Here is a 17,223-nt window from a genome sequence, read left to right as displayed (position 1 = left end):
CTGCGCGAACATCTAAGAGGGCAATGTGCAACTGACGGAACTGATTGAAACCACGGTCGTGGGACTCGGCTACGAGCTCGTCGATCTCGAGCGCACCGGGCGCGGCATGATGTGCATTTATATCGACCAGCCGGCCGGCATCGCGATCGAAGACTGCGAGAAAGTCACGCGTCAGCTCCAGCACGTTCTGACGGTCGAAAATATCGATTACGAGCGGCTTGAAGTGTCGTCGCCCGGTCTCGACCGCCCGCTGAAGAAACTGGCGGATTTCGAACGCTTCGCAGGCAGCGAAGCGGTAATCACATTGAAAAAGCCATTGGACGGACGGAAATCGTACCGGGGCATCCTGCATGCTCCGCAAGGCGAGACGATCGGTCTGGAATTTGAAGGGAAGGAAGGCGCCGCGATGCTCGATTTCACGCTCGCGGACATGGACAAAGCACGCCTCGTTCCGCAAGTTGACTTTAGGAGCCGCAAACAATGAGTCGCGAAGTGTTGATGCTGGTGGATGCGCTGGCACGCGAGAAGAATGTCGACAAAGACGTGGTATTTGCCGCGCTCGAAGCGGCTCTCGCTTCGGCCTCCAAGAAACTCTTCGAAGAAGACGCGGACATCCGCGTCCACATCGACCGTGAAAGCGGCGAGCACGAAACGTTTCGCCGCTGGAAAGTGGTGCCGGATGAAGCCGGTCTGCAGGAGCCGGATCAGGAAATTCTGTTGTTCGAAGCACGTGAACAGCAACCCGAGATTCAACTCGACGAGTTCATCGAAGAACCGGTGCCGTCGATCGAATTCGGCCGTATCGGCGCGCAGGCCGCCAAGCAGGTCATCCTGCAGAAGGTGCGCGACGCCGAGCGCGAGCAGATCCTGAACGACTTCCTCGAGCGCGGCGAGCACATCATGACCGGCTCGGTGAAGCGCCTCGACAAGGGCAACTTCATCGTCGAAACCGGCCGTGTCGAAGCGCTTCTGCGCCGCGATCAGCTGATTCCGAAGGAAAATCTGCGCGTGGGCGACCGCGTGCGCGCCTATATCGCCAAGGTCGATCGCACCGCTCGCGGTCCGCAGATCGAACTGTCGCGTACGGCGCCCGAATTCCTGATGAAGCTGTTCGAAATGGAAGTGCCAGAAATCGAACAGGGCCTGCTGGAAATCAAGGCGGCGGCTCGCGATCCGGGCGTTCGCGCCAAGATCGGCGTGGTCGCGTACGACAAGCGTATCGATCCGATCGGCACCTGCGTCGGTATTCGCGGCTCGCGCGTGCAGGCTGTGCGCAACGAGCTCGGTGGCGAAAACGTCGACATCGTGCTATGGTCGGAAGATCCCGCACAGTTTGTGATCGGCGCGCTCGCGCCGGCAGCCGTCCAGTCGATCGTCGTCGATGAAGAAAAGCATTCGATGGACGTCGTCGTAGACGAAAACGAATTGGCGGTCGCGATCGGCCGCAGCGGCCAGAACGTGCGTCTTGCCAGCGAACTCACCGGCTGGCAGATCAACATCATGACGCCGGACGAATCTGCGCAAAAGCAGAATCAGGAACGCGGTGTACTGCGTGACCTGTTCATGGCGCGTCTCGATGTCGACGAAGAAGTTGCCGACATCCTGATCGACGAAGGCTTCACGAGCCTCGAAGAGATCGCTTATGTGCCGCTCAACGAAATGCTCGAAATCGAAGCATTCGACGAAGACACCGTTCACGAACTGCGTAACCGCTCGCGCGACGCGTTGCTCACGCAAGCTATCGCGAATGAAGAAAAGGTCGAAAATGTAGCACTCGACCTGAAGAGCCTGGACGGCATGGACGCCGACCTGCTCGCAAAGCTGGCTGAACATCAGGTGCAGACGCGCGACGAACTCGCCGAACTGGCCGTGGATGAACTGGTCGAGATGACCGGAATGGAAGAGGATGCCGCTAAGGCGTTGATCATGAAAGCACGTGAACACTGGTTCCAGTGAGAAATGACCATGGCGCACTAAATTGAACGCGGCCGTCAGGCCGCATGACCCGATGCTAACCGCAAGGAATCGGTCCTTGCATTAAGAGGAATGAATGGCGAGTAACAACGTAGCCCAATTTGCCGCGGAACTGAAAATGCCTGCAGGCGTGCTGCTCGAGCAGCTGCAGGCGGCGGGCGTCACAAAAGCGAGCGAAGACGACAGCTTGTCCGAAACGGACAAGGCGCGTCTGCTCGACCACTTGCGCAAGTCTCACGGCTCGACTGATGCGGACAAGCGCAAGATCACGCTGACGAAACGGCATACGTCGGAGATCAAACAATCCGACGCGACGGGCAAAGCTCGCACCATTCAGGTCGAGGTGCGTAAGAAGCGTACTTTCGTCCGCCGCGACGAAGCCTCGGCCGAAGGCGGGGATGCATCGAATCATGTGGCCGAAGCCGAGGTCGACGACCTCGAACTTCAACGTCGTGAAGAGGAAGCTCGTCACGAAGCTGAACTGCTCGAAAAGCAGGCTCAGGAGTTGAAGGCGCGTCAGGAACAACTCGAGCGCGAAGAAGCGGAGCGTCAGGCACGCGAGCTGGCTGCTGAAGCCGAGCGCAAGCGTGCGGAAGAAGACGCGGCGAAGAAGCGCGCGGCGGCTGCGGCCGAGGCGGCAGCTCGCGAGAAGGCGCAGCAGACTGCGCAAGCTGCGCAACCTGTTGCCGCAAAGGTCGAACCGGCAGTGGCAGCCAAGGCTGCGGAGCCGGCAGTCGCGAAAGAAAGCGAGCAGGACGACGAACGCGCAGCGGCCGAACGCGCTGCTCAACGCGAAGCCGCGAAGAAGGCTGAAGACGCTGCGCGTCAGGCAGCCGACAAAGCGCGTGCCGAGCAGGAACAGATCGCCAAGCGCCGTGCAGCGGCTGAAGCCGAAGCACGCGCTATCCGCGAAATGATGAATACGCCGCGCAAGGCACAGGTCAAGGCACCGGAACCGGCACCGAAGCCCGCTGAGCCGGCCAAGGCCGCCGAAGCCAAGGGTACGCTGCACAAGCCGGCACGTCCGGCGGGTGAAGCAGCGGCTCGTCCGGCTGCGAAGAAGCCGGCTGCTGCGGCTCCGGCAGCCACCACCGCACCGTCCGCTGGCGACAAGAAGAAGCCTGGCGGCGGCAAGGGCGGCTGGCAGGACGACGCAGCGAAGCGTCGCGGCATCAAGACGCGTGGCGACACGAGCGGCGGTGTGGATCGCGGCTGGCGCGGTGGCCCGAAGGGTCGCGGCAAGCATCAGGATCAGAACACCACGTTCCAGGCGCCGACCGAACCGATCGTGCGTGAAGTGCATGTGCCGGAAACCATTACGGTTGCCGACCTGGCGCACAAGATGTCGGTGAAGGCATCGGAAGTCATCAAGTCGATGATGAAGCTCGGCCAGATGGTCACGATCAACCAGATGCTGGACCAGGAAACGGCGATGATTATCGTCGAAGAACTGGGCCACCACGCGGTTGCGGCCAAGCTGGACGATCCGGAAGCGATGCTGGTCGAAGGCGAAGTGTCGGATGCGGAAGCTCTGCCGCGTCCGCCGGTCGTCACGGTCATGGGTCACGTCGACCACGGCAAGACCTCGCTGCTCGACTACATCCGCCGTGCGAAGGTTGCAGCGGGTGAAGCAGGCGGCATTACGCAGCACATTGGCGCTTACCACGTCGAAACGCCGCGTGGCGTGATTACGTTCCTTGACACGCCGGGTCACGAAGCCTTTACGGCAATGCGTGCTCGCGGTGCGAAGGCAACCGACATCGTGATTCTGGTGGTCGCAGCCGACGACGGCGTGATGCCGCAGACGAAGGAAGCGATTGCCCACGCGAAGGCTGGCGGCGTGCCGCTCGTCGTTGCGATCAACAAGATCGACAAGCCGGATGCGAATCTGGAACGCGTGAAGCAGGAACTCGTCGCGGAAGGCGTCGTGCCGGAAGAATACGGTGGCGAATCGCCGTTCGTTCCGGTGTCGGCAAAAACCGGCGCGGGCATCGACGATCTGCTCGAAAACGTGTTGCTGCAAGCCGAAGTGCTGGAACTGAAGGCACCGGTCGAGGCGCCGGCCAAGGGTCTGGTTATCGAAGCGAAGCTCGACAAGGGTAAGGGTCCGGTTGCAACGATCCTGGTCCAGTCGGGTACGTTGAACCGCGGCGACGTGGTGCTGGCAGGTAGCGCTTACGGTCGTGTGCGAGCCATGCTCGACGAAACCGGCAAGCCGACCAAGTCGGCAGGTCCGTCGATCCCGGTCGAAATTCAGGGTTTGTCGGAAGTCCCGCAGGCTGGCGAAGAAGTCATCGTCATGCCGGACGACCGCAAGGCGCGTGAAGTGGCGCTGTTCCGTCAAGGCAAGTTCCGCGACGTCAAGCTGGCCAAGCAACAGGCCGCGAAGCTCGAGAACATGCTGGAACAGATGGGCGAAGGCGAAGTGGCGTATATGCCGCTCATCGTGAAGGCCGACGTGCAGGGCTCGCAGGAAGCGTTGGTGCAGTCGCTGCTCAAGCTTTCGACCGATGAAGTGCGCGTGCAGATCGTGCACGGCGCGGTGGGCGGTATCAGCGAGTCGGACGTCAACCTGGCAACGGCATCGAAGGCGGTCATCATCGGCTTCAACACCCGTGCGGATGCCCAAGCTCGCAAGCTGGCGGAGTCGAACGGCGTCGATATTCGTTACTACAACATCATCTATGACGCAGTAGATGACGTGAAGGCAGCGATGTCGGGCATGCTGGCACCGGAGAAGCGCGAAATCGTGACGGGTACGGTCGAAGTGCGTCAGGTCTTCAAGGTACCGAAGATCGGTGCAGTGGCCGGTTGTATGGTCACGGACGGTTTCGTCAAGCGCTCGTCGTCGGTGCGCGTGTTGCGCAACAACGTCGTGATCTTCACGGGCGAGCTCGATTCGCTCAAGCGCTTCAAGGACGACGTCAAGGAAGTCCGCCAGGGCTTCGAGTGCGGTATGTCGATCAAGAACTTCAACGATATCGTCGAAGGCGATCAGTTCGAAGTCTTCGAGATCACCGAAGTCGCGCGTACGCTGTAATTCACGCGGCACGGCTCAACGGGCGGAGCGGGCTTTAACGCCCGCTCCGCCCGTTGTTTTTGGGGCCGCCGTTTCGCGCAGGCCGGTTTTGTCCACCGGGCCATTTGTCTATTGGCCGCCCGGTTAGCCGAAAACCATGGTCGCGCGAACAACTTTTTTGCATCCGTCAGATCGGATCACATAACACCATGCCTAAGAAACGTACTTCCCCTAATCGCAATGTGCAGATTGCCGATCAGATCCAGCGCGATCTGTCCGAGCTGCTGCGCGAGGTCAAGGACCCGCGCATCGGCATTGTCACGATTCAGAGCGTCGAACTGACGCCGGACTACGCGCACGCGAAAGTCTTCTTCACGACGTTGACGGGCGACCCGCAACAGACTCTCGAAGCGTTGGTCCACGCGGCCGGTCATCTACACAATCAACTGTTCAAACGCCTGCACATCCATACCGTTCCGACGCTGCATTTCCACTACGACAAGACGATCGAGCGTGCCGTCGAAATGTCGCGTCTGATCGACGAAGCCAACGCCTCGCGCGCCAAGGAAGACTGAGCGCGGCGTTAGCCGCAATCGCGGACGTGGCAGTGGTATTGGTTTCTACGCGCAACACGCAATGCGCCACTGTTTAGTGCTGTTTTCCGTATCCATCGAAGTCTCTGCTTTTTTGACATGACCGCACCTCAACGCCCCCGCGTGCCGCGTCGCGCGCTCGACGGCGTGCTGCTGCTCGACAAGCCGCTCGGCCTGTCGAGCAACGACGCGCTGATCCGCGCCAAGCGTCTCTATCTGGCGAAAAAAGCGGGCCACACCGGCACGCTCGATCCTCTCGCGACCGGTTTGCTGCCGCTGTGTTTCGGCGAAGCCACCAAGTTTTCGCAAGACCTGCTCGAAGCCGACAAGACCTACGAGGCCACCATGCGCCTCGGCATTCGTACGACCACCGGCGACGCCGAAGGCGAAGCGATCGATACGCGCGAAGTCACGTGCGACGAGGCGGCGGTGCAAGCGGTGCTTCCGCAATTCCTCGGCGAAATCACCCAGGTTCCGCCGATGTACTCCGCGCTCAAGCGAGACGGCAAGCCGTTGTACGAGTACGCGCGTGCCGGTCAGACTGTGGAGCGCGAAGGGCGTCAGGTCACGATCCTCAAGCTCGAATTGATCGCGTGTGCGTTGCCGGACGTGTCATTTCGCGTGACGTGCAGCAAGGGCACCTACGTGCGCACGCTGGCCGAAGACATTGGCGAAGCGCTGGGGTGCGGCGCGCATCTGGTTGCGCTGCGGCGTACCGGAGTCGGAGCGCTGACGCTCGAGAATTCGGTGACGCTCGATGCGTTGTCGGACGCGACAGAAGCCGAGCGCGACACGTGGCTGCAACCGGTGGACGCGTTGCTGTCGACATTCCCGCGTATCGAGTTGAACGAGGATGAAACGCGGCGGTTTCTGCACGGCCAGCGTCTGAAACTGTCGGAGTTGACGATTTCCTCCGACGCCGTGAACGCACCGCGCGTGAGGGTGTATGCCGCGCAGGGCCGCTTGTTGGGGGTTGCGAAGCAAGGCGAGGGCGTGCTTGCGCCGGAGCGGCTGGTGGTGACGGCGGCTAGCTAGCGTTATCGCAAGCGATTACTCAGGCGACCTACGCCAGTACGAAAAAAGGCGGGACTGCTCGAAAGCAGTCCCGCCTTTTTCATACCGCAGTCAGATCAGGAAGACGGCGGCCTTTGAATCTCAATGCGCCGCTGCAGCCGCCGCACCCGCATCACCGCCGGCGCGTTCCGGTTTGGTAATCCAGATCAGCGCAATCAGCGCCACAAAAATACCGGCTGACATGAAGAACAGATCGTTCACGCCCAACTGTGCGGCTTGCTGCGTGGCCATCGTGTTGAACAGCCCGTACGCCTGCGACTGACTAAAACCCGCCGCACCCATTTGCCGGATCGACTGATCGAACACCGGGTTGTACACGTTAGCCTGCGCGGCCAGTTGCGCGTGATGCATGATCGTACGGTGATCCCACGCGGTCTGGAAAATCGACGTGCCGATACCGCCGCACATGATCCGCACGAAATTCGACAGACCCGACGCTGCGGGAATCCGGTTGCCCGGCAGACCCGACAGCGTGATCGACACCAGCGGGATAAAGAACCCCGCCATGCCGATGCCCTGAATCAACGTGGGGATCAACAGCGAGTTGGTGTCCACACCGGTCGTATAACGCGAGCGCATCCAGAAACACAGCGCGAACACCAGAAACGACAGCGTCGCGATATAGCGCGGATCGGTGCGCGGCAAAATCTTGCCCGTAATCGGCGACAGCAGCACCGCGAACAGACCGACCGGCGCCATCACCAGCCCGGCTTCGGTCGCGGTGTAGCCGATGTCGGTTTGCAGCCACAGCGGCAGCAACACGAGATTGCCGAAGTAGAGCCCGTAGCCGATGGATAGCGCGATGGTCCCGCCGGTGAAGTTGCGCCGCGCGAACAGCGACAGGTCGACCACCGGATGCTTCGCCGTCAGTTCCCACACGATAAAGAACGCGAGCGCAATGACCGCGACCAGCGCCAGCACGACGACCGTCGTCGACGAAAACCAGTCGAGGTCCTTGCCCTTGTCGAGCATCACCTGAAGCGAGCCGACCCAGACGATCAGCAGACCGAGTCCGACGCCGTCGATCGGCGCTTTGCGGATCACCGAATCGCGGTTGCGGAAGATCATCCACGTCGCGAGAGCCGCAATGATCCCGACCGGAATGTTGACGTAGAAAATCCACGGCCAGGAGATGTTGTCGGAAATCCAGCCGCCGAGAATCGGGCCGGCCACCGGCGCGATCAGCGTGGTCATGGCCCACATCGATAACGCCATGGGCGCTTTTGCGCGTGGGTAGCTGGCGAGCAGCAGCGTTTGCGACAGCGGAATCATCGGTCCGGCGACCGCGCCCTGCAGCACGCGCGACGCCAGCAAAAACGGCAGGGTGGGCGCGAGGCCGCACATCCACGACGAGATCACGAACAGGATGATCGACGCCATGAACAGACGCACCTGACCAATACGGTCGGTGAGCCAGCCGGTTAGCGGCACCGAGATTGCGTTGGCGACCGCGAACGACGTAATGACCCACGTGCCCTGGTCGGACGAGACGCCGAGATCGCCCGAAATGGACGGGATCGACACGTTGGCAATCGACGTGTCGAGCACGTTCATAAAAACGGCAAGCGACACCGCGATGGTGCCGATTACCAGTTGCGCTCCCTCGAGCGGCGGGTGAGGGAGCTGCGCCTGAGCCTGAGCCATTAAAGAAGCCTTGTTTGAATCGTCACGCGGCTGGGATCAGCTCTTGGCCGGCTTGGCGGCCGGGACAGCAGCGTCGGCGCCGGTTTGCGCCGACTTCTTCGCGCCGCCATTCGGACCGGCGTTTTCCGCGATGATGCGGGCAACTTCGGCATCGGCTTCGTCGCCGAACTTCGCGAACACGTCGGTCTGGTAGACCGTGTTCGGCGCGTCGCCGAGGTGGCCGCCGTTGTCGTCCTTGATGCTCACGTCGACCTGCATCGACAGGCCGATGCGCAGCGGGTGCTTCTCGAGATCGGCCGGATCGAGCGAGATACGCACCGGCAGGCGCTGCACCACCTTGATCCAGTTGCCGGTCGCGTTTTGCGCGGGCAGCAGCGAGAACGCCGAACCCGTGCCGGCCGAGAAGCCGATCACCTTGCCGTGATACACCACCGACGAACCGTACACGTCAGCCGTCATTTCAACCGGCTGGCCGATCCGCATATGACGCAGTTGCACTTCCTTGAAGTTTGCGTCGATCCACAAGCTGTTCAGCGGCACGATCGCCATCAGTGGGGTGCCCGGCGACACGCGCTGGCCGACCTGCACCGAGCGTTTCGCGACATAGCCGGTGACCGGCGCCGGCAGGTTGTTACGCGCGTTGTTCAGGTACGCGTCGCGGACCTTCGCGGCGGCGGCCTGCACGTTCGGATGGCTCGCGATCGTGGTGTTCGCGGTCAACGCGCGGTTCGACGCCAGTTGTTGCTGGGCGGCGTCGACAGAGGCTTGCGCGCTCTTCACGGCGTCGCGTGCGTGCGAGATTTCTTCCTGCGACACCGCGCCGGTTTGCGCGACCGTCAGACGGCGCTTCAGGTCGTCCTGAGCGCGCGACAGATCGGCCTGACGCTGTGCGACTTGCGCGGCGTACTGGTTGTCGTCGACGAAAATACCGCGCACCTGACGCACCGTCTGCGCCAGATTCGCTTCGGTCTGCTCGAGCGTGACGCGTGCGTCAGCCGGATCGAGCACGACGACCGGGTCGCCGGCCTTCACGGTTTGCGTGTCGTCTGCATTCACGCTGACCACGGTGCCGGTCACTTGCGGCGTGATCTGAACGACGTTGCCGTTCACGTACGCGTCGTCGGTGCTTTCGGTGAAGCGTGCGACGAGGAAGTAGTAAAGGCCGTACGCGATCGCGGCAATCAGGATCACGATGACGAGCAGCGTCATCATGCGCTTGCGTTTGCCGTTGTTCGCCGGCTGTTGCGGGGCGGCGGGCTGCTGGGGGGTGCTCATTGATGTGCTCCGGGTTCTCTCAAGCGTCGTCGTTTATTCGGATGTTCGTGCGTGTGTTCGGTGCGTTGCGCGCTCAGTTCGCTGCGGCGGTCGCGGCGGTCGCGGCGGTGGCCGATGCCGGGGCATCGGTCGGCACCACGAGGCCGGTCTGCGTCGCGTCGAAACCGCCGCCGAGCGCCTTGATGAGGCCGATCTGCATATCGCGGCGCTTCATCTTCAGGCTCGTCACCGTCTGTTCGGCGGAGAGGCGGTTCTGGTCGGCGGTCAGCACCTGCAACTGCGGCGACAAACCGGCCTTGTAGCGGATCACGGCCAGCTGGTAGGCCTTCGTCGATGCGTCGAGCGCGCGTTGTGCGTCGCCCGATTGCTGGTCGATCGAACGGATCGACGAGACTTGCGTCGCGACGTCCTGCAATGCGCCGATGAGCGTCTGGTTGTAGTTCGCCACGTCGAGGTCGAAGTCGGCAAAGCGGCCCTTCAACTGCGAGCGCAAGGCGCCGGCGTCGAAAATCGGCAGATGGATCGCCGGGCCGAACTGGATCTGGCGGCTCGATGCGGTCAGGAAACGGCCCCAGCCGAATGCATCGAAACCGAAACCGGCGGCGAGGTTCACGTCCGGGAAGAACTCGGCTTTCGCTTCCTTCACGTCGTGCATCGCCGCTTCGACCTGCCAGCGTGCGGCCACGATGTCCGCGCGACGGGCGACGAGATCGGCCGGAATGTTGTCGGGCAGCGCCACGACAGCGCCGTTGCCAAGCGTCGGCTTGGCGATTTGCAGGCCACGGTCGGGACCCTTGCCGAGCAGCGCGCCCAGTTGATAGCGCACGGTGGTGATCTGGCCGTCCAGTTCGGTCAAATTCGACTGGCTGGTCGCGATATTGCCGCTTGCCGTCTGCCGCTCGACGTTGGTGTCGAGGCCGGCGGCCACGCGGCCGTTGGTGATGCGGCCAATATCCTGACGATTGGCGATTTCGCGCGCGGCGATATCGCGGAACGCGTAAAGCTGCGCCAACTGGTTATAGGCGCTCGCCACCGATGCCGCGAGCGTCACGCGCGCCTGCTGCATGTCCGCTTCAGCCGCCTTTTCCTGCGACACGGCCTGGCCCAGACGCTGACGGTTCTTGCCCCACAGGTCCAGATCCCACGACGCGCTGGCCAGCACGTTGTTCTCGCTGTACCAGGTGCCGCCGTACGGGGGCGGGTAGAGCGAATTGGCTGAATAGAGTTCGCGGGTCCATGAATAGCTGCCGTTGACCTTCGGGAACAGCGCCGAGCGCGACGTCTCGATATACGAGGAGGCTTTGGCCAGACGGGCCTGCGCCTGCGCGATCGACGGGCTGCCGTCGAGCGCTTCCGAAATCAGCTGGGGCAGTTGCGGATCGCCGAACTGGTTGGCCCAGTCGAGCGACGGCCACTGGCCGCCCTGGCCGGGCAGGCTTTGGGTGGACTCATACTGAGCCGGCGACGACATCTGCTTGTCGCTTTTCATACCGAAGTAGTTCGCGCACCCCGTGAGGGCGAGCGCCGTCACCGCGGCGGCGACAGCGGCCCGGCTCGAAAGCGCGGGCGCGGACAGGGAAAGGGATTTCATCGCTCGACTCTTTGAGTGGAATGTAATGATGGACGCTGCAAGCAATTTCTTACGATTTACTGTCAAAATTGCTTGCTGCATCACGGGTTAGTCCCGTTTGTTCGCCGGAATTGACGAGCACGCGACGTAGCATGCTCTTCAGAAAACCCACTTCTTCGGGGGTGAAGCCGCCCAGCAGATCGTCCAGCACGCCGTTGAAGATGCCCGGCATTCTGGCTGCGATAGCGTGACCTTCCGGTGTCAGCGCGAGGCGGACGACCCGCCGGTCTTCATTGCTGCGCACCCGGGTCAGCAGGCCGCGTTTCTCCAACCGGTCGACCAGCCGGGTGACGGCGCTGGCGTCGATGCCGTATTCACGGGCCAGTTCGGCGGCCAGCAGGCACTTGCCGCTCGCCACCATGAACAGGATGCTGCCTTGCTGGCTGGTGATGCCCAACTCGGCCATGCTGCGCTGCGTGACCAGGTTCGACATGGTCGACTTCACTCGCGACAGCAGATAGCCGACGCTTTCACCTAGCTGATACTCGCTGAGGTCCGGCGTGGGGGTGGGGGACGGCTCCGTCATGATTCTCGTGCGAATGCAATGGTTGACTAGGCAGGATTATAGTCAGCGGTTGATTGACGCGGCAAGCGTTATTACAGCTTAGGCAAGGATCTTTTTCTTCCAATCGCTTTAATTGGGGGCCAGGAGCGGGAAGCCTGCTGTAGGGCGCAGCCGATACCCTTGTAATCGTTGTTCCTACACGTCGCGACGTCGAAGTTGTCCGGGCTATCAGGGAATACCAGAAAGCTTCATTCTCCCGTGCTACAATATTGGGTTCCCAAAAGTGCGCTTTGGGCTTGTCGTCGTTTCGTGGTTGTTTAGAAGCAAGCAAGTAACCGTAAGCAACCGGCATAAGCAAGCGGCGCACTCAACTGTCTCCAGGTTTCCTATGACCCGCGCCCTACGCAACATCGCCATCATTGCCCACGTCGACCACGGCAAGACTACGCTCGTCGACCAGCTTCTCCGCCAGACCTCCACGTTCCGTGAAAACCAGCAGGTCACGGAGCGCGTGATGGACTCGAACGACATCGAAAAAGAACGTGGCATCACGATTCTTTCGAAGAACTGCGCGGTCGAGTACGAAGGCACGCACATCAACATCGTCGACACCCCCGGTCACGCCGACTTCGGCGGTGAAGTGGAGCGTGTGCTGTCGATGGTCGACTCGGTGCTGCTGCTGGTCGACGCAGTCGAAGGTCCGATGCCGCAAACGCGCTTCGTGACCAAGAAGGCGCTGGCGCTCGGTCTGAAGCCGATCGTCGTGATCAATAAGGTGGACCGCCCGGGTGCGCGTATCGACTGGGTGATCAACCAGACGTTCGACCTGTTCGACAAGCTCGGCGCAACCGACGAGCAACTCGACTTCCCGATCGTTTATGCATCGGGTCTGAACGGCTACGCCGGCCTGACCCCCGACGTGCGCGAAGGCGACATGCGCCCGCTGTTCGAAGCCGTGCTGCAACACGTTCCGGTTCGCCCGGCCGATCCGAGCGCGCCGCTGCAACTGCAAATCACGTCGCTGGATTACTCGTCGTACGTCGGTCGTATCGGCGTGGGCCGCATCACGCGCGGCACGATCAAGCCGGGCATGGCGGTTGCCGTGCGTTCCGGTCCCGATGGCGCGATCCTGAACCGCAAGATCAACCAGGTGCTGTCGTTCAAGGGCCTCGAGCGCGTGCAGGTCGACTCCGCTGAAGCGGGCGACATCGTGCTGATCAACGGTATCGAAGAAATCGGCATTGGCGTGACCATCTGCGCACAGGAACAGCCGGAAGCGCTGCCGATGATCACCGTCGACGAGCCGACGCTGACCATGAACTTCCTGGTCAACTCGTCGCCGCTGGCTGGCCGCGAAGGCAAGTTCGTCACGAGCCGTCAGATCCGCGACCGCCTGATGAAAGAGCTGAACCACAACGTTGCGTTGCGCGTGAAGGAAACCGGCGACGAAACCACGTTCGAAGTGGCGGGCCGCGGTGAACTGCACCTGACCATTCTCGTGGAAAACATGCGTCGTGAAGGCTACGAGCTGGCCGTGTCGCGTCCGCGCGTGGTGATGCAGGAAATCGACGGCGTGAAGCACGAGCCGTACGAAAACCTGACCGTCGACATGGAAGACGGCCACCAGGGTGGCGTGATGGAAGAGCTGGGTCGCCGTAAGGGCGAAATGCTCGACATGGCGTCGGACGGCCGTGGCCGTACGCGTCTCGAGTATCGTATTTCGGCACGTGGCCTGATCGGCTTCCAGTCGGAATTCCTGACGCTCACGCGCGGCACGGGCTTGATGAGCCACACGTTCGACTCGTATCAGCCGGTCAAGGAAGGCGCGGTGGGCGAGCGTCGTAACGGCGTGCTGATTTCGCAGGACGACGGCGCAGCAGTCGCGTACGCACTGTGGAAGCTGCAGGATCGCGGCCGTATGTTCGTGTCGCCGGGCGAGCCGCTGTACGAGGGCATGATCATCGGTATTCACAGCCGTGATAACGACCTGGTCGTGAACCCGATCAAGGGCAAGCAGCTGACCAACGTGCGTTCGTCGGGTACCGACGAAGCAGTTCGCCTCGTGCCGCCGATCCAGATGTCGCTGGAATACGCAGTCGAATTCATCGACGACGACGAACTCGTTGAAGTCACGCCGCAATCGATCCGCCTGCGCAAGCGTTATCTGAAGGAACACGAGCGCCGCAGCGCAAGCCGTAAGGGCGCGGTGGACTAAGTAGTCCTCGTGTTGCCTGACGAGTTTTGCGATGCTTCGTAGCGAGCGCCGCTTAACGGATAAAAGCCACCTTCGGGCGGCTTTTATCGTTTCTGGAGAATGGAAAATGCGCGGGAGCAATTGTGGCTTCCTTGCAACGGTGTACGCGCATTCTTCCGTTTGTCCCCATTTCCCGCAGAAGACTATTGCGAACGGCGCAATCAGCCCGGAAATCCCGCTGCGACAGGCCTCAGCGGCAATTCGCCAGCTATCTGCGGTATTCGTTCTGTGCTATGCTCCCCGGGTGCAAAGTTTTAGGTCCTTCCAAGCAAGACTTGATTCGCGCAATCCGCTAAACGGTCAGGCCGTGTCGCGGAAGGTTCTGTAACCCGCTATTTCTCGAGAAACTCGAAGAAAGGTGAGCGTAAAAATGATGAAGCAATTCCAGTCGAACTCTTATCTGTTCGGCGGCAATGCTCCGTACGTCGAAGAAATGTACGAAGCGTATCTCGATAATCCGGCGTCAGTGCCCGAGAACTGGCGCAGCTATTTCGACGCGTTGCAGAACGTTCCGGCAACGGACGGTACCAATGCCAACGACGTGGCCCACGGCCCGATCGTCGAATCGTTTGCTCAACGGGCCAAGGCCAATGCCTTCATCCCGCGCACGGCAGCTGGTGGCGAAGATCTCGCTACGGCTCGCAAGCAGGTCTATGTGCAATCCCTCATCGGCGCATATCGCTTCCTCGGCTCGCAATGGGCCAATCTCGATCCTCTGAAGCGCCGCGAACGTCCCGCTATTCCCGAACTCGAACCCGCGTTCTACGACTTCACCGAAGCCGATATGGACCAGGAGTTCAGCGCAACGAATCTGTATTTCGGATTCGAAAAAGCGTCGCTGCGCGAGATCGTCAAGGCATTGCGTGACACGTACTGCGGCCAGATCGGCGCCGAGTACATGTACATCAGCGATCCGGAACAGAAGCGCTGGTGGAAGGAACGTCTGGAGTCGATCCGCTCCACGCCGAACTTCAGCAACGACAAGAAGAAGCACATCCTGAATCGCCTGACGGCTGCCGAAGGCCTCGAGCGCTTCCTGCACACCAAGTACGTCGGTCAGAAGCGCTTCTCGCTGGAAGGCGGCGAAAGCTTCATCGCGTCGATGGACGAAGTCGTTCGTCACGGCGGTGCGAAGGGCGTCCAGGAAATCGTCATCGCGATGGCTCACCGTGGCCGTCTGAACGTGCTGGTCAATACGCTCGGCAAGATGCCGGCTGACCTGTTCGCCGAATTCGAAGGCAAGCACGTCGACGATCTGCCGGCTGGCGACGTGAAGTACCACAAGGGCTTCTCGTCCGACGTCGCAACCGACGGCGGCCCGGTCCACCTGTCGCTCGCGTTCAACCCGTCGCACCTCGAAATCGTCAACCCGGTGGTCGAAGGTTCGGCGAAGGCCCGTATGGACCGTCGCGGCGACGACAGCGGCCTGCAAGTGCTGCCGGTGCAGATCCACGGCGACGCGGCTTTCGCAGGCCAGGGCGTCGTGATGGAAACGCTGAACCTCGCGCAAACGCGCGGTTACGGCACGCACGGCACGCTGCACATCGTCATCAACAACCAGATCGGCTTCACGACGTCGGACCCGCGCGACTCGCGCTCCACGTTGTACTGCTCGGACGTCGTCAAGATGATCGAAGCGCCGGTTCTGCACGTGAATGGTGACGATCCTGAAGCAGTCGTTCTGGCTACGCAAATGGCCATCGACTTCCGGATGCAGTTCCACAAGGACGTCGTCGTCGACATCGTCTGCTTCCGCAAGCTGGGTCACAACGAGCAGGACACGCCGGCTGTCACGCAGCCGCTGATGTACAAGACCATCGCGAAGCACCCGGGCACGCGCGCGCTGTACGCTGAAAAGCTGGTGCAGCAAGGCGTCATCACCGCCGAAGAAGGCGACGATTTCGTCAAGGCCTACCGCAAGGCGATGGACGAAGGTCATCACACGGTCGATCCGGTGCTCTCGAACTACAAGAGCAAGTACGCGGTGGACTGGGTTCCGTTCCTGAATCGCAAGTGGACCGACGCAGCCGACACGGCCGTGCCGCTCGCCGAACTGAAGCGCCTCGCTGAGCGCATCACCACGGTGCCGGAAAACTTCAAGGTTCACCCGCTGGTCGAGCGCGTTCTGAACGACCGTCGCGCGATGGGCCGTGGCGAAGCCAAGCTCGATTGGGGCATGGGCGAACACCTGGCATTCGCGTCGCTGGTCGCGTCGGGCTACGCAGTGCGCCTGACCGGTCAGGACTCGGGCCGTGGCACGTTCACGCACCGTCACGCTGTGCTGCACGATCAGAACCGCGAACGCTGGAACGACGGCACGTACGTGCCGCTGCAGAACGTCTCCGAAGGCCAGGCCAAGTTCAACGTGATCGACTCGGTGCTGTCGGAAGAGGCAGTGCTGGGCTTCGAATACGGTTACTCGACCGCTGAACCGAACACGTTCGTCGCGTGGGAAGCGCAGTTCGGCGACTTCGTGAACGGCGCGCAAGTCGTGATTGACCAGTTCATCTCGTCGGGCGAAGTGAAGTGGGGCCGCGTGTCGGGTCTCACGATGCTGCTGCCGCACGGTTACGAAGGTCAGGGTCCGGAGCACTCGTCGGCACGTATCGAACGTTTCCTGCAACTGTGCGCAGACCACAACATGCAGGTCGTTCAGCCGACCACGCCGGCGCAGATTTTCCACCTGTTGCGCCGTCAGATGATCCGCCTGTTCCGCAAGCCGCTGATCGTCGCTACGCCGAAGTCGCTGCTGCGCCACAAGGAAGCTGTGTCGGATCTGTCGGAACTCGCGAAGGGCGCGTTCCAGCCGATCCTCGGCGAAGTGGACGAAGCGATCGACGCGAAGAAGGTCAAGCGTCTCGTGGTCTGCTCGGGTCGCGTGTACTACGACCTGGTGGCGCATCGCCGCGAAACCAAGGCGAACGACGTCGCGATCATCCGTATCGAACAGCTCTATCCGTTCGCGCACAAGCAGTTCGAAGCGGAAATCAAGAAGTACGACAACGCGACGGAAGTGGTCTGGGTGCAGGACGAGCCGCAGAATCAGGGCCCGTGGTTCTACATCGAGCACCACCTGAAGGACGGCATGAAGGAAGGACAGAAGCTGGCATACAGCGGCCGTCCGGCTTCGGCCTCGCCGGCAGTCGGCTACTACGCGAAGCACTACGAGCAGCAGAAGGCGCTGATCGAAGGCGCTTTCGGCCGCCTCAAGAGCGCGTCGATCGCTAAATAAAAGAATCGCGAACCGGGAAGGCG

At 61.6% G+C, this 17,223-nt stretch carries 10 protein-coding genes and 1 pseudogene; 7 read left to right on the top strand and 4 right to left on the bottom strand.

Annotation, left to right across the window (positions count from 1 at the left end; all coding sequences use genetic code 11):
- The first annotated feature begins 25 nt into the window (after positions 1–25).
- The 5 genes from rimP to truB all read left to right on the top strand — a co-directional run bounded on the left by rimP (position 26) and on the right by truB (position 6,621).
- The gene (rimP, locus tag ABH945_RS08070) at positions 26–484 is read left to right on the top strand and encodes a ribosome maturation factor RimP (RefSeq protein WP_074763745.1); all 459 of its coding nucleotides are present in this window, start codon (positions 26–28) and stop codon (positions 482–484) included.
- On the top strand, positions 481–1,956 hold the full coding sequence (nusA, locus tag ABH945_RS08065) for a transcription termination factor NusA (protein WP_074763746.1): 1,476 nt from the start codon (positions 481–483) through the stop codon (positions 1,954–1,956). Before rimP ends, nusA begins: the two co-directional genes overlap by 4 nt.
- A 94-nt stretch (positions 1,957–2,050) precedes the next feature.
- Positions 2,051–5,014 (top strand): translation initiation factor IF-2, encoded by a 2,964-nt coding sequence (infB, locus tag ABH945_RS08060; protein WP_074763747.1) that lies wholly within the window; start codon positions 2,051–2,053, stop codon positions 5,012–5,014.
- 188 nt (positions 5,015–5,202) lie between these two features.
- Positions 5,203–5,568, top strand: coding sequence for a 30S ribosome-binding factor RbfA (gene rbfA / locus ABH945_RS08055; RefSeq protein ID WP_074763748.1), 366 nt, complete (start codon positions 5,203–5,205; stop codon positions 5,566–5,568).
- A 117-nt stretch (positions 5,569–5,685) separates the two neighbouring features.
- Complete coding sequence (gene truB / locus ABH945_RS08050; RefSeq protein ID WP_074763749.1) at positions 5,686–6,621, top strand: tRNA pseudouridine(55) synthase TruB; 936 nt, start codon at positions 5,686–5,688, stop codon at positions 6,619–6,621.
- A 120-nt stretch (positions 6,622–6,741) separates the two neighbouring features.
- Here truB and ABH945_RS08045 read toward each other — a convergent pair.
- The 4 genes and pseudogenes from ABH945_RS08045 to ABH945_RS08030 all read right to left on the bottom strand — a co-directional run.
- Positions 6,742–8,340 (bottom strand): annotated as a pseudogene (locus tag ABH945_RS08045) (DHA2 family efflux MFS transporter permease subunit); the annotation flags it as partial.
- The gene (locus tag ABH945_RS08040) at positions 8,341–9,579 is read right to left on the bottom strand and encodes an HlyD family efflux transporter periplasmic adaptor subunit (RefSeq protein ID WP_429250218.1); all 1,239 of its coding nucleotides are present in this window, start codon (positions 9,577–9,579) and stop codon (positions 8,341–8,343) included.
- Positions 9,580–9,652: 73 nt separating this feature from the next.
- Positions 9,653–11,170: an efflux transporter outer membrane subunit gene (locus ABH945_RS08035; RefSeq protein WP_429250217.1), complete on the bottom strand. Its 1,518-nt coding sequence runs from the start codon at positions 11,168–11,170 to the stop codon at positions 9,653–9,655.
- A 49-nt stretch (positions 11,171–11,219) separates the two neighbouring features.
- Complete coding sequence (locus ABH945_RS08030) at positions 11,220–11,735, bottom strand: MarR family winged helix-turn-helix transcriptional regulator (RefSeq protein ID WP_074763753.1); 516 nt, start codon at positions 11,733–11,735, stop codon at positions 11,220–11,222.
- A 367-nt stretch (positions 11,736–12,102) separates the two neighbouring features.
- On the opposite strand from ABH945_RS08030, the gene typA reads away from it, so the two are divergent.
- Together typA and ABH945_RS08020 are read left to right on the top strand one after the other, a co-directional pair.
- Positions 12,103–13,929, top strand: coding sequence for a translational GTPase TypA (gene typA / locus ABH945_RS08025; protein WP_074763754.1), 1,827 nt, complete (start codon positions 12,103–12,105; stop codon positions 13,927–13,929).
- A 409-nt stretch (positions 13,930–14,338) separates the two neighbouring features.
- Positions 14,339–17,200: a 2-oxoglutarate dehydrogenase E1 component gene (locus ABH945_RS08020; RefSeq protein ID WP_074763755.1), complete on the top strand. Its 2,862-nt coding sequence runs from the start codon at positions 14,339–14,341 to the stop codon at positions 17,198–17,200.
- Positions 17,201–17,223 lie beyond the last annotated feature (23 nt).

Source organism: Paraburkholderia sp. GAS333 (assembly GCF_050435665.1).
In the GTDB taxonomy this organism is placed as follows: domain Bacteria; phylum Pseudomonadota; class Gammaproteobacteria; order Burkholderiales; family Burkholderiaceae; genus Paraburkholderia; species Paraburkholderia fungorum_A.
This window is presented reverse-complemented; position numbering and strand designations above follow the sequence as displayed.

Coding starts and splice junctions, on each gene's coding strand:
- nusA (WP_074763746.1), top strand. CDS start 481: ATGAGTCGCGAAGTGTTGATGCTGGTGGATGCGCTGGCACGCGAGAAG.
- infB (WP_074763747.1), top strand. CDS start 2,051: ATGGCGAGTAACAACGTAGCCCAATTTGCCGCGGAACTGAAAATGCCT.
- rbfA (WP_074763748.1), top strand. CDS start 5,203: ATGCCTAAGAAACGTACTTCCCCTAATCGCAATGTGCAGATTGCCGAT.
- truB (WP_074763749.1), top strand. CDS start 5,686: ATGACCGCACCTCAACGCCCCCGCGTGCCGCGTCGCGCGCTCGACGGC.
- ABH945_RS08040 (WP_429250218.1), bottom strand. CDS start 9,579: ATGAGCACCCCCCAGCAGCCCGCCGCCCCGCAACAGCCGGCGAACAAC.
- ABH945_RS08035 (WP_429250217.1), bottom strand. CDS start 11,170: ATGAAATCCCTTTCCCTGTCCGCGCCCGCGCTTTCGAGCCGGGCCGCT.
- ABH945_RS08030 (WP_074763753.1), bottom strand. CDS start 11,735: ATGACGGAGCCGTCCCCCACCCCCACGCCGGACCTCAGCGAGTATCAG.
- typA (WP_074763754.1), top strand. CDS start 12,103: ATGACCCGCGCCCTACGCAACATCGCCATCATTGCCCACGTCGACCAC.
- ABH945_RS08020 (WP_074763755.1), top strand. CDS start 14,339: ATGATGAAGCAATTCCAGTCGAACTCTTATCTGTTCGGCGGCAATGCT.